General features: G+C 70.8%; 21 protein-coding genes. 11 read left to right on the top strand and 10 right to left on the bottom strand.

All coding sequences use genetic code 11. The features are described from left to right. Positions 1–122 precede the first annotated feature (122 nt). Complete coding sequence (locus tag ACIA8L_RS52785; RefSeq protein ID WP_395917318.1) at positions 123–1,802, top strand: M4 family metallopeptidase; 1,680 nt, start codon at positions 123–125, stop codon at positions 1,800–1,802. Between the two features lie 54 nt (positions 1,803–1,856). On the opposite strand, the gene ACIA8L_RS52780 is transcribed toward ACIA8L_RS52785, so the two are convergent. Then, positions 1,857–2,288, bottom strand: a complete 432-nt coding sequence (locus ACIA8L_RS52780) for a MarR family winged helix-turn-helix transcriptional regulator (protein ID WP_395917317.1) — start codon at positions 2,286–2,288, stop codon at positions 1,857–1,859. A gap of 49 nt (positions 2,289–2,337) precedes the next feature. Between ACIA8L_RS52780 and ACIA8L_RS52775 the strand changes: the two genes are divergently transcribed. Further along, the gene (locus tag ACIA8L_RS52775; protein ID WP_395917315.1) at positions 2,338–3,486 is read left to right on the top strand and encodes an NAD(P)/FAD-dependent oxidoreductase; all 1,149 of its coding nucleotides are present in this window, start codon (positions 2,338–2,340) and stop codon (positions 3,484–3,486) included. On the opposite strand, the gene ACIA8L_RS52770 is transcribed toward ACIA8L_RS52775, so the two are convergent. Then, the gene (locus ACIA8L_RS52770; protein WP_395917313.1) at positions 3,385–5,013 is read right to left on the bottom strand and encodes a leucine-rich repeat domain-containing protein; all 1,629 of its coding nucleotides are present in this window, start codon (positions 5,011–5,013) and stop codon (positions 3,385–3,387) included. The genes ACIA8L_RS52775 and ACIA8L_RS52770 overlap by 102 nt on opposite strands. 37 nt (positions 5,014–5,050) lie before the next feature. Here ACIA8L_RS52770 and ACIA8L_RS52765 point away from each other — a divergent pair, with 37 nt between their 5' ends. Genes ACIA8L_RS52765 through ACIA8L_RS52755 form a run of 3 tightly spaced genes read left to right on the top strand, consistent with a single transcriptional unit; the run spans position 5,051 to position 7,634 of the window. Beyond that, a complete protein-coding gene (locus ACIA8L_RS52765) occupies positions 5,051–5,893 on the top strand; it encodes an alpha/beta fold hydrolase (RefSeq protein ID WP_395917311.1) in 843 nt (280 codons plus the stop codon). Between the two features lie 34 nt (positions 5,894–5,927). Then, a complete protein-coding gene (locus ACIA8L_RS52760; protein WP_395917310.1) occupies positions 5,928–6,560 on the top strand; it encodes a HEAT repeat domain-containing protein in 633 nt (210 codons plus the stop codon). A gap of 21 nt (positions 6,561–6,581) precedes the next feature. Further along, entirely contained in the window at positions 6,582–7,634 is a 1,053-nt protein-coding gene (locus ACIA8L_RS52755; protein WP_395917446.1) for a HEAT repeat domain-containing protein, read from the top strand. 29 nt (positions 7,635–7,663) lie between these two features. Here the strand turns inward: ACIA8L_RS52755 and ACIA8L_RS52750 are convergent, their stop codons facing one another. Next, positions 7,664–8,737: a hypothetical protein gene (locus tag ACIA8L_RS52750; protein WP_395917308.1), complete on the bottom strand. Its 1,074-nt coding sequence runs from the start codon at positions 8,735–8,737 to the stop codon at positions 7,664–7,666. Positions 8,738–8,815: 78 nt separating this feature from the next. Between ACIA8L_RS52750 and ACIA8L_RS52745 the strand changes: the two genes are divergently transcribed. After that, positions 8,816–9,439 carry a helix-turn-helix domain-containing protein gene (locus ACIA8L_RS52745; protein WP_395917306.1) on the top strand — a complete coding sequence of 208 codons (624 nt, stop codon included), beginning with the start codon at positions 8,816–8,818 and terminating at the stop codon, positions 9,437–9,439. A gap of 58 nt (positions 9,440–9,497) precedes the next feature. Here ACIA8L_RS52745 and ACIA8L_RS52740 read toward each other — a convergent pair whose 3' ends face one another. From ACIA8L_RS52740 to ACIA8L_RS52715, 6 genes are all read right to left on the bottom strand, one after another. Then, positions 9,498–11,129 carry a cellulase family glycosylhydrolase gene (locus ACIA8L_RS52740; protein WP_395917305.1) on the bottom strand — a complete coding sequence of 544 codons (1,632 nt, stop codon included), beginning with the start codon at positions 11,127–11,129 and terminating at the stop codon, positions 9,498–9,500. A gap of 229 nt (positions 11,130–11,358) precedes the next feature. Then, positions 11,359–12,063, bottom strand: a complete 705-nt coding sequence (locus ACIA8L_RS52735) for a Clp protease N-terminal domain-containing protein (protein ID WP_395917303.1) — start codon at positions 12,061–12,063, stop codon at positions 11,359–11,361. Then, positions 12,064–12,282 carry a helix-turn-helix domain-containing protein gene (locus tag ACIA8L_RS52730; protein WP_395917301.1) on the bottom strand — a complete coding sequence of 73 codons (219 nt, stop codon included), beginning with the start codon at positions 12,280–12,282 and terminating at the stop codon, positions 12,064–12,066. It abuts the gene before it with no gap. A 106-nt stretch (positions 12,283–12,388) separates the two neighbouring features. Next, a complete protein-coding gene (locus ACIA8L_RS52725) occupies positions 12,389–15,514 on the bottom strand; it encodes a GH92 family glycosyl hydrolase (RefSeq protein ID WP_395917300.1) in 3,126 nt (1,041 codons plus the stop codon). A 113-nt stretch (positions 15,515–15,627) separates the two neighbouring features. Then, complete coding sequence (locus ACIA8L_RS52720) at positions 15,628–16,773, bottom strand: hypothetical protein (RefSeq protein WP_395917299.1); 1,146 nt, start codon at positions 16,771–16,773, stop codon at positions 15,628–15,630. Then, positions 16,770–17,291 (bottom strand): SigE family RNA polymerase sigma factor, encoded by a 522-nt coding sequence (locus ACIA8L_RS52715; RefSeq protein ID WP_395917297.1) that lies wholly within the window; start codon positions 17,289–17,291, stop codon positions 16,770–16,772. The genes ACIA8L_RS52720 and ACIA8L_RS52715 overlap by 4 nt, the downstream gene beginning before the upstream one ends. A 196-nt stretch (positions 17,292–17,487) precedes the next feature. On the opposite strand from ACIA8L_RS52715, the gene ACIA8L_RS52710 reads away from it, so the two are divergent. The 5 genes from ACIA8L_RS52710 to ACIA8L_RS52690 all read left to right on the top strand — a co-directional run bounded on the left by ACIA8L_RS52710 (position 17,488) and on the right by ACIA8L_RS52690 (position 23,799). Beyond that, the gene (locus tag ACIA8L_RS52710; RefSeq protein ID WP_395917295.1) at positions 17,488–20,637 is read left to right on the top strand and encodes a glutaminase domain-containing protein; all 3,150 of its coding nucleotides are present in this window, start codon (positions 17,488–17,490) and stop codon (positions 20,635–20,637) included. 83 nt (positions 20,638–20,720) lie between these two features. Next, positions 20,721–22,493 (top strand): glycoside hydrolase family 76 protein, encoded by a 1,773-nt coding sequence (locus ACIA8L_RS52705; protein ID WP_395917293.1) that lies wholly within the window; start codon positions 20,721–20,723, stop codon positions 22,491–22,493. Beyond that, positions 22,490–22,843 (top strand): helix-turn-helix transcriptional regulator, encoded by a 354-nt coding sequence (locus ACIA8L_RS52700; protein WP_395917291.1) that lies wholly within the window; start codon positions 22,490–22,492, stop codon positions 22,841–22,843. The genes ACIA8L_RS52705 and ACIA8L_RS52700 overlap by 4 nt, the downstream gene beginning before the upstream one ends. A gap of 252 nt (positions 22,844–23,095) precedes the next feature. Then, on the top strand, positions 23,096–23,251 hold the full coding sequence (locus ACIA8L_RS52695) for a hypothetical protein (RefSeq protein WP_395917290.1): 156 nt from the start codon (positions 23,096–23,098) through the stop codon (positions 23,249–23,251). A gap of 200 nt (positions 23,252–23,451) precedes the next feature. After that, positions 23,452–23,799, top strand: coding sequence for a hypothetical protein (locus ACIA8L_RS52690; protein WP_395917288.1), 348 nt, complete (start codon positions 23,452–23,454; stop codon positions 23,797–23,799). Between the two features lie 365 nt (positions 23,800–24,164). Here the strand turns inward: ACIA8L_RS52690 and ACIA8L_RS52685 are convergent, their stop codons facing one another. After that, entirely contained in the window at positions 24,165–24,392 is a 228-nt protein-coding gene (locus ACIA8L_RS52685; protein ID WP_395917286.1) for a hypothetical protein, read from the bottom strand. Positions 24,393–24,562: the final 170 nt, after the last annotated feature.

The raw sequence follows: 24,562 nt of genomic DNA, 5'->3' as shown, positions 1-24,562 counted from the left end.
GTTACTTGACACTTCGTACAATTAGCTAGACAAAGTGTCAACGAACACGAAGACTCGCGGCTTTGTGCCAGAGTCGGCGGCGCGACCGACCGATACGGGCGCCGGCGCGTAGGCATACGGTCATGTCAACCGTTCGCCGTGCACTCATAGCTGTTGCGGTCTCGGCAGTCGCCCTGGCCGGTTGCGAGAACGCGCCCAAGGCCGTGAACAACGCGGCGAACACCTCCCCCGGGCCGAGCCAGACCGGCGCCGGGGCCGAGACCGACCCGCTCGACGCCGACACCTCGCCCAGCCCCGAGGCGGAGCCGGCCGCCGCCGCACCCGTGCGCAAGCTGCTCGACTCGCACCTCGCCGACGTGCAGGCCGCGCCCGAGGACTCGTTCGGATACTTCGCGTTGCGGCCGGACGCGAACGGCGACAAACATGTGCGCTACACGCGGACATACCACGGGCTTCCGGTGTACGGCGGGGACGTCATCGTGCATGTCGGCGCGAACGGGCAGTACCGGGGAAGCTCGAACGGTCTTGTGTCGCCCTTGAAACTCGGCACCGTGCCCAAGGTGTCGGCCGCGGACGCCGCCGCGAAGGCGCGGACGCAGTTCACCGGGGCGGTCAGTCAGCTGCGGGGGCAGCGGCTGCTCGTCGAGGCCTCCACCGGGACCGGGCGGCTGGCCTGGGAGAACGTGGTCGTCGGCACGGCCCGGGACGGAAAGACGCCGTCGCGGCTGCACGTGCTGACCGATGCCGTCTCCGGCGACGTGATCGGGCGGTGGGACGAGATCGAGCCGGTCGCCGGGACCGGGCACAGCCTGTACAGCGGGCCGGTGACGGTCGAGACGCAGCGGTTCGGCAGCCAGTTCCGGCTGGTCGACCAGACGCGCGGACGTGCGTCCGTGTGCGACCTGCAGCACACCGACAGCGGATCATGCGCGCAGCTGAGCGACGCGGACAACACGTGGGGCACCGGGAAGGCCGACGACCCGCAGACGGCCGCGGTCGACGCCGCGTACGGCGCGCAGCTGACGTACGACTACTACCTGAAATCGTTCGGCCGTAAGGGCATCGCGAACAACGGGCGCGGTGTCGTGTCCCGCGTGCACGTCGGCGACCAGCTCGAGGGCGCGTTCTGGGACGGCAAGCAGATGAACTACGGCGACGGCCGGGGCAACGCCCACCCGGTCGTCGAGCTGGACGTGGCCGCGCACGAGATGACGCACGGTGTGACGCAGAACAGCGTGCCGGACGACCTCACATACGCCGGCGAGTCGGGCGGGCTGAACGAGGCGACCAGCGACATCTTCGGCACGATGGTCGAGTTCTACGCCGCGAACACCAATGACTCCGGCGACTACTTGATCGCCGAGAAGATCGACATCAACGGGAACGGGACGCCGCTGCGGTACATGTACAACCCGGCCCTGGACGGCGTCTCGCACAGCTGCTGGTCGGCGTCCACAAAGGACGTCGACGTGCACTACTCTTCCGGTGTCGCCAACCACTTCTTCTTCGACCTGGCCGAGGGCACCGGGAAGACGGCGTTCGGCACCAGCCCGGTCTGCGGTGGCGCGGGCGCGGTGACCGGGATCGGCCGGGACAAGGCGGCGGCGATCTGGTACCGGGCGCTGGACGTCTACTTCACGTCGAGCACGTCGTACGTCAACGCCGCCAACCCGGGCAACACCGCCCGCGCCTACACGCTGTCCGCGGCGGCCGACCTGTACGGCTCGTGCGGCGCCGAGTACAAGGCCGTGCAGCGGGCGTGGACAGCGGTGAACGTGGCCGGCGCGGACGCCGCCTGCTGATCGGTCCGGGCTCGATGCGGTCCGCCGCATCGACGCGGTCAGGGATTCACGCGGTCACGGCTCGATGCGGTCCAGGATCTGCCGGCTCCAGGCCTGGATCGCATCGGTCTGCTCCGGCGTGAGCGGCTCGAAGAAGTATTCGCGAATGTTTTCGGCGTGCCCGCCGATGGCCTGCTGCACGACGTCGCGGCCCTTGGCGGTGAGGCCGACGTCGATGCGGCGGCCGCCGGAGTCGGTCCGCTCGACCAGCTCGCGCTGCTCCATGCGGGTCAGCTGGTGGGCGACGCGGCTCTTCTCCCAGCCCAGCGACTCGGCCAGCTCGCCGACGCGCAGGCGGTCTTTCGGCGTCTGGTGCAGGGTCACCAGGACGCTGAACTCCGCCTTGGAGATGCCGTAGTCGCGTTGCAGGGCGCGGTCCAGCTCCCGGGCGAGCAGGCGCTGAGCCCGCATCCAGTCGTTCCAGAGCGCCCACTCCCCCGGTTCCATGCCGACAGCCTAGTTGACGCATCAACTCGGACGCGCCTACAGTTGCCGCATGTCTCAAGTTGACGCGTCAACTCGCGTGGTCGTGGTCGGCGGCGGGTACGGCGGCGCGCTGGTCGCGGCCGCCCTCGACGGCACGGCCGACGTCACGCTCGTCGATCCGCGGGAGGGGTTCGTCAACGCGGCGGCGTCGCTGCGGGCCCTGACCCAGCCGGACTTCGCGCCGAATGCATTCTTTCCATTCGCGAATCTGCTGGAGCGGGGCCGGGTCATTCGCGACCGGGCCGTCTCCGTGGACCCGGCCGGCGTCACGCTCGCGTCGGGGCGGCGGGTCGACGGCGACTATCTGGTCCTGGCGACCGGGTCCGGGTATCCGTACCCGGCCAAGCCGCACCCCTCGTCGACGAGCATCGACCAGCAGCTGGACGATCTCCGGGCGACGCACAAGGAGCTGGCCGCGGCCGATCGCGTGCTGATCGTCGGCGCCGGGCCGGTCGGGCTGGAGCTGGCCGGGGAGATCAAGGAGGTGTGGCCGGACAAGTCCGTGGTCATCGTCGACCGGGGCCCGGAGCTGCTGCCCGGCTTCCTGCCCGCGGTGCGGGCCGAGCTGCACCGGCGGCTGGACGCGCTCGGCATCGTGCTCCGGCTGGGTGCGGACCCGGCCGCGCGGCCGGACGCCGACCTGGTGTTCCGGGCGTTCGGCGTCGAGGTCAACACCGGCTACCTGGCCGACGGGCGGCTCGTGGCGTTGACCGCGGCCGGGACGGTGCCGGTCGGTGAGCGGCTCAACGTGCACGGATATGACCACGTGTACGCGATCGGCGACATCACCGCGCTCCCCGACCCGAAGATGGCCTCCTACGCGATGGTCCACGCCGAGGCCGTCGTCCAGAACATCCGGACCCAGCTCGCCGGGGAGCCGCCGTCGACCGTGTACACGCCGACGCCCGAGCGGCGAATCCTGCTGCCGTTGGGAACGAGCGGCGGCGTCGGTCAGCTGCCGGCCCCGGGCGGCGGCGTGGCCGCGGCCACTGCGGAGACCGTCTACGAGCGCAAGGGGGCCGACCTGTTCACCGCCAGGTTCGCGGCCCGGTTCGCCTCAGCGCGTCGCGGGGCCCCACTCGGGGGCGTTGGGCGGGAGGCCGGGCAGGGGGTTGCCGGAGACGTCGAGCCAGGTGAGGTTGGCCAGGTCGGCGAATGAGCCGGGCAGCTCGGCGATCCGGTTGTCGCGCAGGTCCAGGGTCGACAGGGCGGTGAGATTGCCGATCCGGGGCGGCAGGGCAGTGAGCTGGTTCTCGGCCAGGTCGAGCTGGGTCAGGGCGGTGAGGTCGGCCAGCCAGTCCGGCAGCGCGGTGAGCCGGTTGCCGTTGAGGGAGAGCCCACTGAGTTCGGTGAGGTTGCGGGCCTCGTCGGGCAGGTCGCCGAGCCGATTGCCGCCCAGGCCGAGCTGGGTCAGCCGGGTGAGGTTGCCGATCGCCGCCGGGAGGCTGGTGAGCTGATTGCCGGTCAGGCGCAGCGCGGTCACGGCGGTGAGCTCGCCGATCCAGTCCGGCAGCGCGGCGAGCTGGTTGTGGTCCAGGAACAGCCAGTTCAGGGCGGTGAGGGGCCGGATCGCGGCCGGGAGTTCGCGCAGCCGGTTGTCGGCGAGGTCCAGCTGGGTCAGCCCGGTGAGGTCGCGCACCGTCGACGGCAGCGTCGTGAGCTGGTTGGCGGCCAGGATCAGCTCGCTGAGGCCGGTGAGGCTACCGATCGTCGCCGGCAGCTCCGTCAGCCGGTTGCCCCACAGCGCGAGGTGGGTGAGGCGAGTGCAAGAGCCGATTTCCGGGGGTACCGCACTGAGGCGGTTGCCGTGCACGCGGAGCTCGGTGAGGTTGGTGAGGTCCCCGATGGTCGGCGGCAGCGCCGTGAGCCGGTTGTGGGCGAGGTCTAGGGTGGTGAGGGCGCGCAGTTCGCCGAGCGCCTCCGGAACCTCGGTCAGCTGGTTCATGGTGAGGCGGAGTTCGGTGAGGTTCTGCAGGCCGTTCGTCGTCTCCGGCAGTACCCCCAAATCGTTTGCGCCGGCATTGAACCGGGTGAGCGCGGTCAGATTGCCGATCGTCTCCGGCAGGCGGGTGAGGTGATTGTGGTCCAGCTCGAGGCGGGTCAGGGCGGTGAGGTCGCCGAGCTGCGCGGGCAGCTCGGTCAGCTCGTTGCCGGACAGGACGAGTTCGGTGAGGGCGTGGCCGAGCGGTGGCAGCCGGGTAAGGCGATTGTTCGCCGCCTCGAGCCGGGTCAGGTGCTCGAGGCCGCCGATCCAGGGCGGCAGCTCGGCCAGGCGGTTGCCGGAGAGGTTGAGCTCGGCCAGGCTCGCCGGCATCGGTCGCAGCACCGTCAGCTGGTTGCCGGACAGATCGAGCCGTTCGAGCTTCGTGAGGCTCAGCAATGTCGCCGGCACGTAGGTGAGGCCGTTGCCCCAGAAGCGCAGGTCCGTCAGGTTGACGAGGTGCGTGACCGCATCGGGGAAGTCGGTGATCCGGTTGCCCGAGACATCGAGCTCGGCGAGATCCGTGAGGTCGGCCAGCCAGTCCGGCAGTGCGGTCAGGCGGCACTCCCGCAGGCGCAGCGCCGTCAGCCCGGTGAGGGTCCGGACGGCCGGCGGCAGCTCGCGGAGCCGGCGGCCGGACAGGTCCAGGACCGTGCCGCCGCCCGCGCGGACCGCCTCGATCGCCCGGTCGATCACTTTGCTCACGGGCGCCCAACGTAGCAGAGGCCCTAAGCTCGGCGTCGTGATCACGGAGTTTGGGGTCGAGCTCGGCGACGGGCGGCTGCTGCACGCGTACGACAGCGGCGGCGACGGGCCGGTCGTCTACTGGCACCACGGGACACCCAACATCGGCGAGCCGCCGGAGCCGCTGTTCGCGGCGGCCGACCGGCTCGGGCTGCGCTGGCTGTCGCACTCGCGGCCCGGCTACGGCGCGTCGAGCCCGATGCCGGGGCGGCGGATCGGGGACGTGGCCGCGGACGTGGCGGCCGTCGCCGACGCGGCCGGGGTCACCCGGTTCACGGTCATGGGCCACTCCGGGGGCGGTGCACACGCCCTCGCCTGCGCGGCGTTGCTGCCCGACCGGGTCGTCGCGGCCGTGAGCGTCTCCGGCCTGGCCCCGTTCGAGCCTTCGATCGAGAGCGGCTTCCAGTGGTACGGCGGCATGGCCGACGGGTCCGCGGATTCGCTGCGGGCGGCCCGGGAAGGCCGCGCGGCCAAGGAGCGCTCGCTGGCCGCGGCGACCGGGCAGGAGGACATCGGCTTCCAGGCCGTGGACTGGGCGGCGCTCGAGTCGGACTGGGCGTGGTTCGACCAGATCGTGCCGCCGGCGCTGCTGATGGGGCCGGGTGGGCTGATCGACGACGACCTGGCCGCGACGAGCGCCTGGGGGTTCGAGCCGGCCGCCATCTCAGGCCCGGTGCTGCTGATCCACGGTGCGATCGACCGGATGGTGCCGGCCGCGCACGCCACCTGGCTGTCGGAGCGCATTGCGGGGGCGGAGCTGCGGATCATTCCGGACGCCGGACACATTTCGGCCATGCGGCAAGGGGTTGCCGCGCTGGAATGGCTGCACGCTCGGGCTTGACCTTGTCACTGTGGCAAGGTCTTCACTGGGTCTCGTGGGAAACGCGATAGAGGCTCTGGAGAGCAAGGATGCATCGGTACGGGTGCGGGCCGCGCTGGCGATCGGAACGCACCCGGACCCGGGGTATGTCGGCCGGCTCATCGAACGGTGCGCGGTCGAGCCCGACTTCTACGTGCGGGAGACGCTGACCTGGGCGTTGATCCGGCACCCGGCCGACCTGACGGTCCCGATGCTGGTCGAGCAGGTGCGGTCGGACCGGTCCCAGGCCCGCAGCCAGGCCCTGCACACCCTGTCGAAGATCGGGGACCGGCGGGCCTGGCCGGCGATCACGCCCGAACTGCTGACCAGCCCCGACGACGAGGTCGCCCGCACCGCCTGGCGGGCCGCGGTCGTGCTCGTGCCGGAGGGTGAGGAGCCCGAGCTGCTGCGGATCCTCGCCACCCAGTTCGGGCGGGGCGACCGGGAGCTGCAGCTGAGCCTCAGCCGGGCCCTGGTCGCGCTGGGTGAGACAATCATTCCGGCCCTGCACGCCCGGCTGACCGACCCCGACCTGCGGATACGGCAGCACGCGATCGCCACGCAACGGCTGCTGCGCGACCCGGACGCCGGCTTCGAGCTCGCGGTCAACGAGGCGAAACGGGTCGACGCACTGGGGCCCGGGAAGTAACGGGGAGAGGTGACGGCGGCGGTGCTGATCGGTGACGTGGCCCGGCGGTCCGGGGTGAGCGCTCGAATGCTGCGGCACTACGAGTCGCTCGGCCTGGTCCGCCCGACGGGTCGCAGCGGGTCGGGCTATCGGGAGTACGCCGACGAGGACATCCGGCGCATCTTCCACATCGAGAGCCTGCGCTCGCTGGGGCTGTCGTTGCGGGACGTGAAGCGCGCCCTCGACGACCCCGGCTTCCGGCCCGCCGCGCTCGTCGACGACCTCATCCGGCAGACCCAGGACCGCATCGCCCGCGAAAACGAGCTGCTCACCCGGCTCTGGCAGATCGGCGCCGCGGAGCCCGGCGACTGGGGCGACGTCCTGCAGATCGTGGCGCTCATGCAGGCGCTCGGCTCGGAGAGCGCCGCGCGGCGCCAGCGGGCCGCGCTCGCCTCGGCCTCGGCCTCCGCCGACGAGATGCCGATCGAGGCTTTGGTCGAGGCCGCCCTGCACGAGACCGACCCCAACGTGGCCGGCTCGCTGCGCTGGGCCCTCGCCCAGTCCGGCGAGGGCGGCCTGCCACGCCTGGCCGCAGCCCTCGACTCCCCTACGCCCGACATCCGCCGCCGCGCCGTCCAGTGCATCGTCGAGTTCCCCGCCGACCTGGCCGACGACCTGCTGCGCACGGCCCTGACGAACGACGACACCGCCGTCCGCCGCTACGCCGCCCTCACACTCGGCCCACGCGGCGTCCCGGAAACCATCCCGACCCTCATCGACATGATCGTCGACGAGGCCAACGACGTGGAGGCCTCCGACGCCCTGTCCACCCTCGCCGCCGACCCCACCCGAGCCGAGCAGATCGCCGCCGCGATCAACGAACGAATCACCCACAGCCGCGGCGAAACGCCCACCGCCGACGCTCCCGCGGGCGACGCGATTGCGGACGACCCGGCCGTCCGGCGGCGGTTGACGCAGGCGCTCGCCGGGATCCCCGGGACCACCGCGCACAACGCGCTGGCCGCGCTGGCCCGCGACGAGGACCGGGGGGTGGCGGTGACGGCCGCCTACATCCTCAGCCTTCCCGACCGGTGACCGGTAGTCCGTGCGGAAGGTCCGGGGGCTCAGTATGAGAAGGCGGTGATGGTGAAGCCGCTGCTGACCTTGTTGCCGGCCGGGTCGTAGCAGTTCACGGTCGCGATGGTGTCGGTGGTCAGGGCCGGGTGCGTCCACGGGGCGGGCAGGGCACAGAAATTCGGGTTCGCGCCCACGGCCGTCACCTGCACGTTGTCCGGGTCGATGCCGAGCGCGGGGAACCGCACGGTCGTGATGCCGGTGACGACCGATCCGGAGATGTTGCCGCTGCCGCCGGTCACGGAGTTGAAGTTCGTGGCCGCCGGGCCGAGCGGCGGGCCCTGCAACAGGTAGCCGAACTTGAACGAGGGGACACCGCCGAACAGGGCGTGCCGGAACTGGTACGTCACCGCGAACCGGCTGTCCACGAGCGCACCGCTTAAGCCGTCGAAGCACACCACGTCCACGACCTGGCCGCTGCCCGCCGAGGCCCACCGGGACGGCTTGCAGCGCACCGGATGTGCGGCCGGCGACACCGCGGTGACCTGGACGCTGCCGTCGAGCGGACCGGCCGTACCCATGCCGGGCATGCGCACCACCCAGTGCCCGACCCCCACCGGCGTCACCGTGTTGGTCAGGCCGCCCGTGTTGATCTGATCGATCACCGCGCCGGTCGGCAGCGCATCCACGTATCCGAACGGATCGAGTGCGAGGACCGGCCCGGAGCTGCGCTCGAAGAACGCGGTGAACGCGGTGTGGTCCGGCACCGGCCCGGCCGCGGTGACCTTGAAGCAGGCGATGCCCACGTGCTCGTCGACGCCGACCGAGGCCCAGCCGGTGGCCTGGCACCAGTGTGGCGTGTCGTTGATCGCGGTCACGTGCACGACCCCGCCCGGCAGCCCCTCGGTGGGGAACACGATCTCGAACTCGCCGGGCGGCCCGGGCGTGACCGTCGTCGGACCCCAGGCCGGCGGGTACGAACTGCCGAATTGCACGCCGCCGCGGCCCCACAGCACGAACCCGATCCGGTCATTGATGGCGGCGACGGCCGGCGCGGCGGCGGCCACGCCACCGGTGGCGAGCGCGAGCAGGAGCACCACCAGCCGGGCCAGGTGTCGGGTCATGCCGCCATGGAAGCACCGGCGGCCCTCGATCGCCGTCGGCTACCGTACAGCACACCGCCATACGAAGGGGTACCGCCGATGCCGACCGACGACCGGGTGCTGAGCCCCGCGGTGCTCGCGGCCCTCACCTACTGGCCCCGATTCGACCACAACCAGCAACTGGAGCCGGTCGACCTGGCGCCCTTGATCCCGTTCCTCAACGAACTGCTGGACGACCTGCCGTGGTGGAACCGGGACTGCCGAGTCACAAAGGTCGAGCTGGTCGAGGCCCACGAGATGCCCGGCTATCCGGGCGGGCCGCTGAAGCGATACACCGAGGTGTCCGTGCCGGCGACGCTCACCGACGGGGCGGGGCACGAGCTGTCGTTCTTCGGCCGCATCCGGTTCGAGGGCAGCATCATGCGCCGCTTCGAGGCGAAGGTCGGCGACACTGTCATCGCACCTGCGCTCCGCCCGGCCGGCGTCCAGGACCCGCACCCGTTCGGCCCGCTGCTGCAGGTGCTGATGGCCAACCGCCGGAGCACGGCGCGGGATCTGGCGCGCGAGGCGGGGCTCTCGATGTCGACGGTCCGGTGGCTGGGCAGCGGCGGCCTCCGGCCGCACCCCAAGCTCGTCCGGTACCTCGCCGAAGCGCTGGGCCTGCCGGAGGCCGACCTGGCCGCGATCGCCGGCGTCTCCGACGAGGACTATCTGCATCCGTAGCCGGATCGGGCCGGACGGTGGAGACTGTCCGGCCCGATCGGTGCTGGCTGTCGGTGGTTCAGCTGCAGGTGGAGCCGTTGAGCTTGAAGCCGGTGGGCACGCCGGCGTTGCCGGTGTGGGTGGCCTGGTAGCCGATGGTGGTGGAGGCGCCCGGGGCGAGAACGCCGTTGTAGCTGACGTTCGTCGCGGTCACCGCGCCGCTGGTCGGAGCGTAGGTGGCGCTCCAGCCGCCGGTGATGGTCTGGCCGGCGGGCAGGGTGAAGGCGAGGCTCCAGCCGCTGATCGCGGTGCTGCCCGTGTTGGTGATCGTGATGTTGTTGGTCAGGCCGGTGTTCCAGGCGTTGACCGCGTTGACGACCCGGCAGGCGCCGGCGCCGCCCGGGCTGCTGCTCGTCGAGCGTGAAGGCGACGTCGAGACCGAGCGCGAGGGCGACGGCGAGACCGAACGCGACGGCGAGGACGAGACCGGCGGCGTGGACGGTGGCGTGCTGCCGGCGGCGGTGATGATGGCGCTGATGATGCTCTGCTGGGTCACGGTGTTGTTGCTGCGGTTGAACAGGCCGAAGCCGTACTGGCCGTTGTAGCCGTTGTCCCAGTAGGCGGTCGCCCCGCCGTACTTCTTCGCGGTGGCGACCAGGGCCTTGGCGAAGTTGGCGCGGTAGGTGTTGTTCGCCGAGTCGGCCGACGTCTTGTCGACCGAGCCGTACTCACCGACGAAGAACGGATAGCCCTTGGTGACGAAGGTGTCGTACATCTTCTTCAGGGTGGCGTCCATGTAGTCTTCCTGGCCCCAGGTCGACTTCTTGGCCGGGTTGGTCGCGGCCGCGCCCCACTGCGTGATGTTGCCGTCCTCCTGGCCGTTGAAGTCCCAGGGGTCGTAGTAGTGCACGGAGATCATGATTCGCTGCTCGCCGCTGGGGATGGACGACGACCGGTGGGTGTCGGTGGGCAGTGAGAAGCCATAGCTGCCGGTGGTGTACTCGATGTTGGTGTTCCAGCCCGGAATGAGCAGCCATCGCGAGGCGTTGGTGCCGCCGGTCTGCCGGACGGTGTCGACGAAGATCTGGTTGTAGGCGACGATGTTCTGGTAGCACGGCTGGGTGGGGTTGCCGTACTGCCCGTCGAACTCCTCGTTCATCGACTCGAAGATCAGATGGTCGTTGAAGCTCGCGAACTTCGTCGCGATCTGCTGCCAGACCTTCTGATACTTGGCCTTGATCGTGGTCTGGTCCGACGCGTCGCAGATCAGCCAGGAGCCGCCGACGCTCTTGTAGCCGTCGCCGTGCATGTTGATCAGCACGTAGAGGCCGGAGTTGTAGGCGTAGTTCACGACCTCCTGGATCCGGGTCAGCCAGGCCGCGTCGACGGTGTAGTTCGGCGCCGCCCCGATCTTGCCCAGGTAGGAGACGGGGATGCGGATCGTCTTGAAGCCCGACGCCTTCACCCGGTCGATGAGCGCCTGGGTGATGACCGGGTTGCCCCAGGCCGTCTCGCTGGGGATGCCGTTGGCGTTGGCCTCCAGCTGATTGCCGAGGTTCCACCCGGCGCCCATGTCGGCGACCAGCTGGGGAGCGGTCAGCTGCGTCGCGGCGTTGGCCGCGGGCGACCTCGCCACGCCGTACACGGCTCCGGTGAGGGCCAGGGCGGCGGCAAAGACTGCGAGCCCGGCCCTCCTGACTTTCGAACTCATGGGGGCTTCCTCTCCTACGGTGTCGAGCGCCGGACGTGGCGGCGTCTCCGGTCCGAACCTGGCGAGGAGTGTTGCCATGGGCATGACGGGTGTCAATCGACGCGCTTCGACGAACATGTTCGTTCGGCCACTGCCCGCCGCTGACCAGCGGATTTGCCGAAAACGCCCGAAAGTCGGCTCTGCATCTTTCGGACAATGGCCATGATCGGGACGGCCGGGCCGGTCGCGATCAGACGATCAGGGCGGGCAGCGCGGCCGGGGTGGTGACCGCGCGGCCCGTCGTGTGCTGGTAGCGGCGGATCACGTCACGGGCTCTCGAGCGGCGGCCCAGGTGCCGGTCGGCGCGCAGCAGGGCGTTGCGGTTCGGTGGCGGGAAGGCGGCCCGCAGCGCGGCGAGGAGGGCCCGCGCGTCCACACCCGCGGTGCGAAGGGTCCAGGCCGCGCCCGGGTCCAGGGCCACGAGCGTCAGCGCCAGGTGCTCGGGGCGGTGGTCGCGTTCCCGGCGGGCCAGCGCCAGGCGCAGCGAGGCCTCGATCGCGGCCTGGGAGTCCAGACCCAGTGGCGGGTTCAGGCGTGCGCAGTGGCGGCGGGCCTTCGCCGCGCCGAACGGCAGCCGCGGTTCGCGCGCCGGTGGGCGGTCCAGCACGGACGGGGTCAGGCCGGCCAGGAAACGGTCCACGTCGATCGCCAGCGGGGCCAGGGTTTCACGGTCGGCCGCCGCGCCGGCCCCGAGTGGGGCGGCCGCGCACACCGCCGGGTGCAGGGCCGCCTCGGCCGCGCCGTACCGGTGCAGGATCGTGGCCACCGGGTGGGTCGACGCGCTCAGCGACAGCAGCAGGTGTTCGCTGCCGGTGCGCGGGTGGCCCAGCGCCCGGGCCTGCACCAGGGCGCCATTCACGGCCCGGTGCAGATCGGCGTGGTCTCCTCGGAACATCTAAAGCTCCTCTCGGCCGCGGTACTTGCGGTGCACCGTCTGTTTGGTCACGCCGAGCCGGGCGGCGATCTCCTGCCACGACCGGCCGGCTTGCCTGGCCCTGGCCACGTGTTCGGCCTCCAGCTGCTCCAGCAGCCGGCGCAGGCGGGCCACCGCCTCCAGGGCGGTGTCCGGGTCGTCGCCGTTCACCACGCGGTCAAGGTCGGCAGCGGCGGTCATGTCGTCAGCATATGCTGACGGTGCCCGAATCGGAAGCGCCGTCCATGAACGCGAGGAGGGGGACGGCCGCGACGGCCGTCCCCCTCTTCAGAAACCCTCCCGAAAACTAGGCGTACGCCTCCAGCTCGTAGATGCGGGCCGCCCCGTCGGTGGTCTGGGTCGGGGTGATGACGTTGAGCCGGACGTAGCGGCCGGTGACGTTCACCGCGTGCGTGGTCACGTCCGCGGTGTTGCCGCGCGGCGAGGCCACCGTCGTCCAGGTGCTGCCGTCCGAGGACACCTGCAGGTCGAAGTCCTTGGTGTCCCAGGTCGCCGACTCGCCGCCGGCGCCCGCGTGGCGGACCACGATCGAGCTCAGGTGGTTGGCCGCGCCCATGTCGACCTGCAGGAATTTCGACGCGCCGGTCGAGCACCACTTGTCGGAGTTGCCGCCGGAGACGGAGCCGTTGACCGCCTTCTCCGGTCCCTCGCTGGCGGCGCAGGAGGAGTCGGCCGTGGCCGCCTTGTTGAGCAGGAGGTTGCCGCCGGTCGCGGCGCCGTAGACCTCGAACTCGTAGATGCGCGCCGCGGTGTTGCCGTCGTTGGCGGGCGTGGTGATGTCGACCTTCACGTAGCGGGCGGTGCGGGCCGTGAACTGGTTGAGGGTCCGGCTCGTGCGGTTGCCCGAGACCGTGGCCGCGGCCGACCAGTTCGTGCCGTCCGTGCTGGTGGAGATCGTGAAGGCGCCGGTGTTCCAGCCGGTGTTCTCCGCGCCCAGGCCCGCGTGTTTCAGTACCACAGCGCCGACGCTCTGGTTTGAACCGAGGTCGACCTGCAGGAACTTCGTGGCCGCGGACGAGCAGAACTTCGAGTTGTTCTGCAGAGTACCGTCGACGGCCTTGTCGGCACTTTCAGCGGCGGCGCAGGTCGCCGAGCCGGTGGCCGTCTTGCCCAGGGCCAGGTTGGTGCCCAGGTTCGGCGGGGTGGCCGGCTGCGTGGCACCGTCGGTGAACGACGGCGGGACGTCACCGGCGCCCGTGCCCCACGACGACGGCGACGTGCCCATCGTGTAGGTCAGGGTGCCACCGGCGGCGAGGTCGGGGTACCGGATGAAGTTCTTCGACACCGCACCGCCGTTGAGCGACACGCTCTGCACGTACTGCGAGGTCGCGCTGCCGCCGTTGATCGTGACGTTGCCGCCGGGCCGCTGGATGAGGATCGACGAGAACGACGGGCCGTTGATGGCCAGGGTGTCCGCACCCGGGGTGGCCGGGTACATGCCGAGCGCCGACCAGACGTACCAGGCCGAGGTGGCGCCCAGGTCGTCGTTGCCGGGCAGGCCGCCGGCGCCGGTGGTGAACTGCTCGCTCATGACCCGCCGCACCGCCGAGGAGGCACCGGCCGGGTACTGCGCGAAGTTGTACGCCCACGGCACGCCGTGCTCGGGCTCGTTGCCGAGGTAGAAGTACGGCCGCGACAGGCCGGCGTTGAGCTCGGTGAAGTGGTGGTCGAGGCGCTGCTTGGCGGTCTGCGGGCCGCCCATGAGGTTGATCAGGCCGGCGAAGTTGTACGTCGTCATCCACGTGTACTGCGCGGCGTTGCCCTCGGTGAACGGGCTCTCCTGGGCCGGGTTGAGCGGCCAGGGCCAGGTGCCGTCGCTGTTGCGCGGGTGGATGAACTGCGACTCGGTGTTGAAGGTGTTGCGCCAGTACTGTGCCCGCGTCATCGCCGAGTTGTAGGTCGCGGTGTCGCCGAGCGACTGGGCGAACTTGGCCACCGCGAAGTCCGCGGCCGAGTATTCCATGGAGTCCGAGGGCGCACCGGGGATGTACTTCTTCGACTCGTACTCCGCCTCGCGCCCGCGGATCGGCGAGCCCTGCGCGCCCTGGCCGGCGATCGCGTTCTTCATCAGCTGCAGCGCGGCCGCGGTGTCGAAGTTGCGGGCGCCGAACGCGTAGGCACTGCCGACGATGATCGGGCCCGGGTCACCGGTCATGACGAAGTCCTCGTTGGTCTGCTGCGACCACTTGGGCAGCAGGCCGCCCTGCTGGCCGTCGAGGACCATCGACTTCATGATGTCGCTGGTGATGTCGGGGGCGATGAACGCGACGAGCGCGGCCCACGAGCGGTAGATGTCCCAGCCCGAGTAGTTCTGATACACGTTGTGGGTCGCGGAGTGGATCGCGTTGTCGAAGCCGCGGTACTGCCCGTTGGTGTCGCTGGAGACGTTCGGGCTCTGCAGCACGTGATACAGCGACGTGTAGAACTTCTGCAGGTCGGTGGCGCTGCCGCCGCTCACCTGGATCTTGTTCAGGGCGCTGTTCCAGGCGTTGCCGGCATTGGTCCGCGCGGTGTCGAACGAGGCCGTCTCGGCGGTGAGGTTCGCGGTCGCGTTGGCGGCGCTGACGAACGAGACGCCGATCTGGGCGTTGACCGTCGCGTTGGACGTCGTGTCCCAGGTGAAGAAGCCGCCGGTGTTGACGCCGGACGTGCTCGTCGAGCCGTTGCTGATCGTGCCGCCGCTCCAGGTGCCGACGGAGGCGGGGGCCCGGTCGAACTTGATCGAGAAGTAGATCGGGTAGGTCTTCGACGAGCCGCAGAACCCGCCGGCCGTCACCATGCCGGTGGCGGTGCTGCCGGAGATGCTGATGTTGCCGGTCCGGTTGCCCGTGGCGCTGCGGCTGGTGTTGATGAGCAGCCGGGACTGGGTGTTGGACGGGAACGTCAGGCGCACGACGCCGGTGCGGGTGGTCGTGGTCGTCTCGACGTTCGTCGAGTACTTGTCCAGCCGGTTCTTGTAGTAGCCGGCCTGGGCGACCTCGTTGCTCTTCGTGTACGCCGACGCGTAGCTGGTCCACGCGGTGCCGGGCGAGGAGCCGAGCGCGCCGGTGACCGGCAGCAGGCCGATGTCCTCGTTGTTGGCGCAGCCGGCCCCGTCGAAGTGGGTGAGGCTGAACTCCTCGATGGTGCGGTCCTTGTCGCGGTACCCGGACGGCGAGGCGGTCGGGGTGTCCGGACTGAACTGCAGCATGCCGAAGGGGACGGTGGCACCGGGGTAGGTGCTACCGCCCGCGCCGCCGCCGACCGGGTTGGGCGAGTTGCTGTCGTCCGTGCCGATCAGCGGGTTCACGTATTGGGTCAGGTTGAGGTCGGCGGCCTGGGCGGGGGCCGCGAACTGCACGACGGCGAGGGTGCTGCCCAGGAGGGCCGCTCCCGCGCCGGCGAGTAGCCGGTCGACCAAGGGTCGGGGCATGGTGTCTCCCGTTCGGTGGCGGTGAGGACGGGAGAGCGCTCTCGATGGACATTCATAGTCCCTGATCCGCGTTTGGTCAACATTTGTCAATACACGAGCAGGTCAGGGGCTCGTCACGCTCCGCACACCCAGCGCAGCGGCCGCCCCGCGCTCGCCGCCGCCTCGTCCACGGCCGACCCGGCGATCACCCGCCCGTCCGCGCTCATGCCGCTCACGTAGTAGCGCTCGAAGCCCGGCTGCGCGGGCAGCCGCACCGTCCCGCCGCTGCCCCACAGCACGGCGTCGCCGCCGGTGCCGACCGCGATGGTGCCGTCGGCGGCCATGACCCGGCCGCCGCCGGAGCCGGTCGCCAGCCACTGCGGCTCCGGCCCGCCCGGCTCCTCCGACAACTGCCACCAGAGGCCCCGGGCGAAGTCCACCGCCCGGTCGCCGACCAGTTCGCTGACGGAGCCGTTGGGCACGTCGTCCGGCATGGGCAGCACCAGGCCGGTGCCGTCGGCCCGCCAGACGTAGGGCCGGCGGCTGGCCTTGTGGTCGTCCACGTAGCCACCGATCGAGCCGTTGTCGGCGATCGTGAACGCGGCCGACGCCAGCCCCTCCGGCGTCGCCAGCACCGTCGGCCGGCCCCCGTCGCCGTGGCGCCAGAGCATCGCCCGCTGCCCGTCCGCGAACGTCGCGTAGCCGACGACGTCGCCGGCCGCGTTCATGCCGGTGACGTCGGCCTTCCCGCTCGGATTGGCGTCCGGCGGCAGGCTGAGCTCCACGGTCTCGGAGCGGCCGGGGGTGATGATCCTCCAGCGGTGGGCCCGGGCCACCAGGACGGACCCGGTCGCGCTGATCCCGACGATGCTGAACATGGAGTGCTCCAGCGCCGGCACCTCGGCCGCCACGGCGCCGTCGCGCCAGATCACCAGGCTGTAGCCGCCGTCGGCCTCGGCCGCCGCCCAGAGCCCGGTCGAGTCCACGAGCGGCTGGCTCGTCTCGGTGCCCTTCGGCACCGGCAGCCACTGCGCCCGGCAGCCCGGCGCGCTCGATGTCGGCTGCGGATACATCGGCGCGGGGTCGGGCTCGACCGGGGGCCGGACCGCGGCGAGTGCCGCTACACCGGCCGTCAAGATCAGAGCCACGGCGGCGGTGGTACTGATCATCGCCGCGCGGCGACGCCGACGTACGCGGTCCCGCCCGGCCCGGACCAGTCCCTCGGCGGTCAGTTCGGTGCCCGGCGCGTCCAGGTCGTGCAGCTCCTGCAACGGGTTCACGCGGCACCGCCGTTCAGCACGAAGAAGTCCTCGACGTTGAGCAGCCGGCGCAGCGCCCGGATGCCGTGGGAGGTCTGGCTCTTGACCGTCCCCTCCGAGCGGCCGAGCACGGCCGCCACCTCCTCGACCGGCAGGTCGCACAGGAACCGCAGCACCACGACCGTGCGCTGGCCGTCCGGCAGCGCCCGCAGCGCGTCGCGCAGGAGCACCTGCCGCTCGACGTCGGCCGAGGCGGACTCCTCCCGGGCCACGTCCGGCGGGCGGTCCCAGAGCAGGACCTTGGACCAGAGCCGGCGCCGGTCGTTCAGCGCCGCCCGCACGACCATGGTGTGCACGTACGCGTCAAGGTTCTGCACCTCACGGACCCGGACCCACTTCTGGTACAGCGTGGTCAGCGCGTCCTGCACGGCGTCGTCGGCCCGGTGGCGGTCGCCGACGAGCTGGTACGCGATGCGGTGCAGGCGCGGCAGCTTGGCCGTCACGTACTGCGTGTAGTCCTGTTCGAGCTCCGGTCGCAACGCACAGGGTCCCTTCGGCTGGCGGTCACAGGGTAGAGGCGGCCCGCGAGCGTTCGGGTTGTATCAATCCGTCAATCTGTCAATCATTGGCAGAAGTGCCGTCGGAGTTTCGCAGACTCAACAACTTCAAACAGGTACCAATGAAAATTCACGGGGATCGTTGACACGTTGCATTGGAAAATGTTTGCTACGTCACGTGAACCCCCCGATGCACCCCACTCGCCGCGACCTGTTCCGCCTGGCCGCCCTCGGCGGGGTGGCGGGGACGCTGATCTTCACCGAGGCCGAGGCGGCCCACGCCGCGACCACGTTCAGCCCGATCCGCCCGCCGGCCACGCCCCTGGCCGTGCGCTCGCCGTATCTGTCGACGTGGCTGCGGGCCGACAACCTGCCCGGCAACTGGCCGACGTTCTGGGCCGGCGCGGTCACCGCGATGACCGGCATCGTGCGGGTCGACGGCCAGCCGTATGTCTTCATGGGCGCCCCGTCCGGCGGCTGGCCCCTCGCGAACCAGACCTCCCTCACCGTGACCGCGACCAGGTCGACGTTCACCATCACGGCCGGGCCGGTCCGCCTCGACGTCGAGTTCTTCTCCCCCGTCGACCCGGCCAGCCTGCGCCGCCAGTCGGTGCCGATGTCGTACCTCAGCATCACCGCGACGGCCACGGACAGCGGCTCACACCAGGTCAGCCTCTACGTCGACGTCTCCGGCGAGTGGGCCCACGGCGACCGGGCGAAGCAGATCTCCTGGTCCACCCAGACCGCCGGCACCCAGCGCGCGCACTCGTTCCAGCCCTCCGCCCCGTCCGTGCTGGCCGAGTTCAACGACCAGGCGTCGTGGGGCACCGTCGTGTTCAGCACCGACGACGTGGCCGGGCTGACCTGGCAGACCGGTGCCGACGCCACCGTGCGGGCGGCGGCCGCGAACACCGGCGCCCTGCCCAACACGGCCGACGCCAACCAGCCCCGGGCCATCAACGCGAGCTGGCCGGTGTTCGCGTTCAACCGCGCGCTGGGCGCCGTCACCGCGGCCGGCAGCGGCCCGGTCGTCTTCGTCATCGGCCATGTGCGCACCCCGGCCGTGTCCTATCTCGGCACGCCGCTCGACCCGTACTGGCGCACGCAGTGGGCGACGTGGCCGGACATGCTCGCCTGGTTCCGGGCCGATCTCGCGACCGCGAAAGCGCTCGGCGCCGCCCTCGATGCCCAGCTCACCGCGGCGGCCAAGGAGGCGGCGAACGACCAGTACGCGGCGCTGTGCGCCCTGGTGCTCCGCCAGGCCTTCGGCGGCACCGAACTGGTCAGCCGCAACGGCGCGCCCTGGGTGATGCTCAAGGAGATATCCTCCAACGGCGACTTCAGCACCGTCGACCTCATCTACCCGGCGTTCCCGGCCTACCTGCAGGTCAGCCCGCGCTGGCTGGAGCTGCTCCTCGCGCCGATCTTCGACTACACCGAGGTGCAGGGCTTCGACAAGCCGTTCGCCCCGCACGACCTCGGCGTGTATCCCAACGCGTTCGGCCGCATCGGCCAGGACGAGGAGGACATGCCGGTCGAGGAGTCGGCGAACATGCTCATCATGGTCGCCACGCTGCTGACCCGGATGCCGGCGGCCAAGGCGTCCGCGTACGCGTCGGCGCACTACGCGAAGCTCAAGAGCTGGGCCGACTACCTCGTCGCGAACCTGCCCGACCCCGGCAACCAGAACCAGACCGACGACTTCACCGGGTTCATCGCGCACAGCGTGAACCTGGCGCTGAAGGGCATCGTCGGGATCGGGGCCATGCACTCGATCGCGCGCTGGGCCGGGCAGACGTCGACGTATTCGGGCGTCGCCAGGCAGTACATCTCGCAATGGGTCTCGATGGGCCGCGTCAACGGGCACCTCAAGCTCACCTATGACGGCGCCGACTCGACGTGGAGCCTGAAGTACAACGGCTACGCCGATCGGGTCGTCGGGACCAACCTGGTGCCGCCGGCGATCGCGGCCGAGGAGGCGAACTGGTACCTGCAGCACCAGCACGCCTACGGGGTCCCGCTCGATCCCCGGCACACCTACACGAAGGTCGACTGGGAGTTGTTCACGGCGGCCTGGCTCACGGGGCAGACGGCCGCGCGGGACATGTTCATCGCGAAGGCGTACACGTTCGCGAACTCCACACCGTCGCGCGTGCCGTTCAGCGACTGGCACGACACCGACAGCGGCAACGCGAACGGCTTCACCGCCCGGCCGGTCATGGGTGCGACCCTGGCGCTGCTCACCCTGCGCCACCGGCCCGGCGGCCTGACCGACGTCGTGCGCGGCGACAACTCGTTCACGGTCATGGCCCGCGTGAACCCGAGCGACCTCACCGGGTTCCGGACCGCGCTCAGCCAGGACGGGAGCCGGGTCAGCGGGTTCTACCTGCAGTACTCCGGCAGCGACCAGCGGTGGGCGTTCGCGATGACCGCGGCCGACGCCGACAATGCCGCCTCCACCCGGGCGCTGTCGACGGCGGCGCCGGTCCTGAACACGGCCGTGCACCTGGCCGGGGTGTACGACGCGGAGGCCGGGCAGCTGCGCCTGTACGTCAACGGCGCATTGCAGGGGCAGGCCTCCTTCGCCAGCGGCTGGCCGGCCACCGGCCCGCTCGTCACCGGCCGAGGCAAGTGGAACGGGGCCGCCGCCGACACCTTCGCCGGGACCGTCGCGGACGTGCGCGCCTACGACCACGCGCTGCCGGCCACCACGATCGCCGCCGCCGCGGGCCTGGCCACGAGCCGGGTCGCGGCGTTCGAGTTCGATGCGGCCGACGCGGCCCTGACCCTCAGTGGGGGCGCGGCGCTCGGCGGCGGCTACAGCGGCTCGGGGCTGCAGCTCAACGGCAGCACCGGGTTCGCGACGGCGGCGCGGCTCGTCGACACCGCGGCGAGCTTCTCCGTCTCGGCCTGGGTGCAGCTCGCGGCGGTGTCGAACTTCGCCACGGTGGCGGCGCAGGACGGCGCGACGCAGAGCGGCTTCTACCTGCAGTACTCGGCGGCGGACAACGCGTGGGCGTTCGCGATGGTCGCCGCCGACAGTGCGAACGCCGCGGCGACCCGGGCGGTGTCGCCGTTCCCGCCGCGCGTCGACGGCTGGACGCATCTCGTGGGGGTGCGCGATGCGTCCGCCGGCCGGCTGCGGCTCTACGCCGACGGCGTGCTCGTGGCGGATGCCGCCATGGGCGCGTCCTGGGCGGCGGGCGGGGCGTTCACGATCGGCCGGGGCAAGTGGAACGGTGCTAACGCCGACCACTTCCCCGGCCGCATCGACCAGGTCCGGGTGTGGACCCGGGCATTGACGGACGCCGACGTCCGCGCCCTCTAACTGGCAGGCTGACTGCCTGTTGACGGCCGGTCCGCGATCCACGTACAACGTTGTGAGAGCGCTTTCTGTAAAGGAAGTTTAACGTGGCCGCCATCCACAGAACTTTCGCCGTCCTGCTCCTCGCCGCCGCCGACCTCGCCGTCGCGCCCACCGCGACCGCGCAGGCGGCGACCGCCGTCTGCGCTCAGTACTGCGACACCCGCGACCCGTCCCAGGCCCGCCAGGAGACGTTCCCGCTCCCCACCCTGCTCATCAACAACCGCCGGATCGTCCTGCACCTGTCCGACCTGGACGGCCTGGCCTGGGGCTCCATCGACGCCGGCACCCAGGACGAGTCGGTGTGGCTGGACCGCACCTTCGACGGCGGCGCCACCTGGGACGGCCTGCTCGGCAAGGCCGCGATCCCGGCCGGCTGGACCGGCACCCGCACCCTCATGTACAACCTGGCCGACCCCTCCCACCACCGCCGCGGGATGATCCGCGTGTGCGCCGACGCCCACGGCGTGGCCTGCACCGCCTGGGTCCACTCGCCGCTGTGCACCGCGACCTGCGACAACGCGACCGGCGGGGCGGACGCCGACCCGGTCCGATCGGTCACGCTCAGCGGCCGCACGATCGCTCTGCACTTCGACGCGGCCGGCCTGGCCTGGGGCACCATCACCAACAACCGCACCGGCGACGAGGTCTGGCTGGACCGCTCCTTCGACGCCGGCGCGAGCTGGCCCGGCGGCTCCTCCCTCGGCCGCACGACGAGCGGCCGCACCAACCGTTTCAACAGCACAGAACCGACTTCGCTGCTGTACGGCGGGTCGGTGCGCGCCTGCGGCCGAGCGGTCGAGGGCCAGAACGGCGCCTGCACCGCGTGGGCCCGGCCAGGTTCTTCCCGAGCTCGGGCCGCGGCCGACGCGCTGATGTACTCCTATGACCCCTTCCCGGCGTGGTATCCGTCGAGCTGGTGGAACTCGGCGGTCGCGCTCAGCACCGTCATCCAGTACATCCGCAGGACCGGCGACCAGACCTACGCCTGGGCCGTTCGCCGCACCTTCGACGTCAACCGCCTCGCCTTCCCGGCCGGCGGCCGCTCCAGCGACCCGATCGAGGGCCACTTCATCAGCCGCTCGATCGACGACACCGCGTGGTGGGGCCTCACCTGGCTGGACGCCTACGACCTGACGCACGACGCCGTGTATCTGCAGGAAGCCGTCACGATCGCGAACTACGTCGCCGGCTTCTGGGACACCTCCACGTGCGGCGGCGGCGTGTGGTGGGACCGCGAGCGCACCTACAAGAACGCCGTCACGATCGGCCTCTACCTGCGCCTCACCGCCGCGCTGCACAACCGCATCGCCGGCGACACGGCCTGGCTCGGCAAGGCCGTCACCGGCTGGAACTGGCTGCAGAACAGCGGCCTCATCAACGGCGCCGGCCTGGTCAACGACGGCCTGACCGGCGACTGCCGCAACAACGGCCAGACCGTGTGGACCTACAACCAGGGCCTCGCGATCGGCGCCGCGATGGAACTGTACCGAGCCACCGGCACGGCGTCCTATGTGGACACCGCCCGCCGCCTCGGCAGCAGCGCACTGAGCTCCACCCTCGTGCAGAACGGCGTTCTGACCGAGTCCTGCGACCCCAGCCAGTCCTGTGATGACAACCAGAAACAATTCAAGGGCGTGTTCATGCGGTACCTCGCCGAAGCCGGCCAGTTCCAGACCTTCGCCAACACCCAGGCCACGTCGCTGTGGTCGACCCGCGACCCGATGAACCGCATCGGTTCGCGCTGGGCGAGCCCGACCTCTCCCCCGGACTGGCGCACGCAGGCCGCCGCCCTGCAGGCCCTGCTGGTCGCCTCATGAGCGCCCGGCACGCGCGGCACGTCGGGATCCTCCTGCAGCTGCGCTCCCGCCCGTGGGTCTCGGCCGCGGCCCTGTCCTGCCGCTTCGGCGTCGACGTGCGCACCATCTACCTGGACATCGACCTGCTGACCGCGGCCGGCCTGCCGATCGAGGCGGTCCCGGGCCGGGCCGGCGCCTACCGCCTGGCCGCCAACGCCGCCCTGCCCACCGACGACGAGAAGCTCGGCGACGCCGGCGAGCCCCTCGACCACTACCTGCGCGGCGCCCGCAGCCGCGAGCAGCTCCGCCAGCTCGGCCAGCGCGCCTACGCCCGCCAGCAACGCCTCCTGCTGCACCGCCTGGCCGGCTAGACCACGTCGGCCGCAAACGGGCGGATGTGCCCGGCGATCACCTCCGCGTGCTCCTCCAGGGCGAAGTGGCCGGTCTCGAGAATGCTGAGATCGGCCGCCGGGAGGTCGCGGGCGCACGGGTGGCTGCGACCTCACGTGTGCACGGCGCATAGGGATCGCGGCGCGGGCTGCGGCGCCCCGGCCGCATTTCACGCAGGTGAACCGGTCGGATCGGATCGTTTGTAGGGGCAAGGCTGCGGGTACGAACCGAGCATGACTGAGCCAGAGGCCGCCAATGTGGACGACCCAATCCAGCGGGCGGACGAGGAGTTCGATCAGCTCAAGAAGGAGTCGGAGGAGCGCGCCGACCGCACCGCACAGGTCGAGCGGGAGCTCGACGGCGACGAGGATCTCCCGGATCGGGATTGACCCGCTCCAAGCTGCTCGGGCGTTGCCGGCCGCGCTTCGTGCCGGCCGGCGGCGTCCACCTCGGCAACACGCGAGCCCATCTGGACGCGGCCGCCCTCGGCATCGGCGGCACACGGTCATGAGCCCCGGCATCGTCGGCGAACTACTGGCGGCGCGGCAGCTGTGATCCGCCGCTGCGCCGATCTGCCATCATCGGCGGTATGAGCCTGACGGACTGGCGGCCGTTCCAGGAGAACCGGTTCCGTGACCTGCGCTGGAGGCTCATCGGCCGGCGCCGTTTCCGCGCCGTCGCCGAGGTGCCGCTGGACGAGGTAGCCGAGGTCCGGGTCAGCTCGCAGCTGCAGCCCTACGACCCGGACACCAAGCAGTCGACGACCTACACCTGGCTCGGCCTGCGGACCGTCTCGGGCGCCCGCTACGTCAGCGGCCCGGCCGTCCAGACCCCCGAACAGCGCAAGGCCATGATCGAGGCCTGGCGGGAGCGCTGCCCGCGCGCGACGGTCACGTACCGCCGCAGACCCGACTTCACGCCGGGCACCGGCGACTGATCGCCAGCACCCAGCGCGCGAAGCTTTGGCTCCGTCGAGCCACTCACCATCGGTGACGAGCGCCTGTCCATTGCCGCGCCCGCGCAGCGGCATGTCCGGAAACCAAGATCATTTGATTTCACCGGGCTTTCGGCGTTGGCCTGCGGCGACGCGTGCGTTGTAGGCTGGTAACGCGGCGATGTCGACCTGGCGCCACTGCTGGTGCTCGGTTGCGAAGCCCGGCCCACTCGGCGAACGCCCAGTCGGACTGCGTGCGGGTGATCGAAGCGGACGTTCGAAGCCTCGTCAGTGCCGCTGACTCCCGGTGTGAATCGCCGGTCGTGCGGGCGAGGATCACCGACATCGCGGGCTGTGAGGCGTCAGCGCTACCTGCGTCCGGGCAGTGGGTCCTGCCCGGTCTTGTTCTGGCAGTACGTGGCTAGCTCGATCGCAATCCCGGTCAGGTAGCCGGTCACTGGCTCGTAAGCGTTGTTGAGGCTCTGGCTGCCTCCGCGGAGAAGACCGTTGTAGCGGCGGGCCGTGTTCCACAGCAGTTTGCTGATTCCGCACGCCTGATCGGCGTTGAACTCGATGCTGCAGTACGCGGTGCCCACAGACTGTGCGTACGTGGCTTGACGGGCGAGGTCGCCAGCGGCGAGGAGCACATCGTCTCGATCCAATGCTGCGGCAGCCATTAAAGATCTTTCGGGTTCTCGGTGAGTCGCTGCCGGTCGATCGGGTTGGCGGGTAAGACAATCAGGGGTATGACTGCTGTACCTCGGTC

The sequence above is a fragment of the Dactylosporangium sp. NPDC051541 genome (assembly GCF_044454505.1).
Taxonomy (GTDB): domain Bacteria; phylum Actinomycetota; class Actinomycetes; order Mycobacteriales; family Micromonosporaceae; genus Dactylosporangium.
This window is presented reverse-complemented; position numbering and strand designations above follow the sequence as displayed.

Excerpts from the sequence above, each read along its gene's own strand:
- ACIA8L_RS52690 (WP_395917288.1), top strand. The coding sequence starts at position 23,452 with ATGAGCCTGACGGACTGGCGGCCGTTCCAGGAGAACCGGTTCCGTGAC.
- ACIA8L_RS52740 (WP_395917305.1), bottom strand. The coding sequence starts at position 11,129 with ATGAGTTCGAAAGTCAGGAGGGCCGGGCTCGCAGTCTTTGCCGCCGCC.
- ACIA8L_RS52695 (WP_395917290.1), top strand. The coding sequence starts at position 23,096 with ATGACTGAGCCAGAGGCCGCCAATGTGGACGACCCAATCCAGCGGGCG.
- ACIA8L_RS52735 (WP_395917303.1), bottom strand. The coding sequence starts at position 12,063 with ATGTTCCGAGGAGACCACGCCGATCTGCACCGGGCCGTGAATGGCGCC.
- ACIA8L_RS52700 (WP_395917291.1), top strand. The coding sequence starts at position 22,490 with ATGAGCGCCCGGCACGCGCGGCACGTCGGGATCCTCCTGCAGCTGCGC.
- ACIA8L_RS52780 (WP_395917317.1), bottom strand. The coding sequence starts at position 2,288 with ATGGAACCGGGGGAGTGGGCGCTCTGGAACGACTGGATGCGGGCTCAG.
- ACIA8L_RS52750 (WP_395917308.1), bottom strand. The coding sequence starts at position 8,737 with ATGACCCGACACCTGGCCCGGCTGGTGGTGCTCCTGCTCGCGCTCGCC.
- ACIA8L_RS52775 (WP_395917315.1), top strand. The coding sequence starts at position 2,338 with ATGTCTCAAGTTGACGCGTCAACTCGCGTGGTCGTGGTCGGCGGCGGG.
- ACIA8L_RS52730 (WP_395917301.1), bottom strand. The coding sequence starts at position 12,282 with ATGACCGCCGCTGCCGACCTTGACCGCGTGGTGAACGGCGACGACCCG.
- ACIA8L_RS52745 (WP_395917306.1), top strand. The coding sequence starts at position 8,816 with ATGCCGACCGACGACCGGGTGCTGAGCCCCGCGGTGCTCGCGGCCCTC.
- ACIA8L_RS52785 (WP_395917318.1), top strand. The coding sequence starts at position 123 with ATGTCAACCGTTCGCCGTGCACTCATAGCTGTTGCGGTCTCGGCAGTC.
- ACIA8L_RS52725 (WP_395917300.1), bottom strand. The coding sequence starts at position 15,514 with ATGCCCCGACCCTTGGTCGACCGGCTACTCGCCGGCGCGGGAGCGGCC.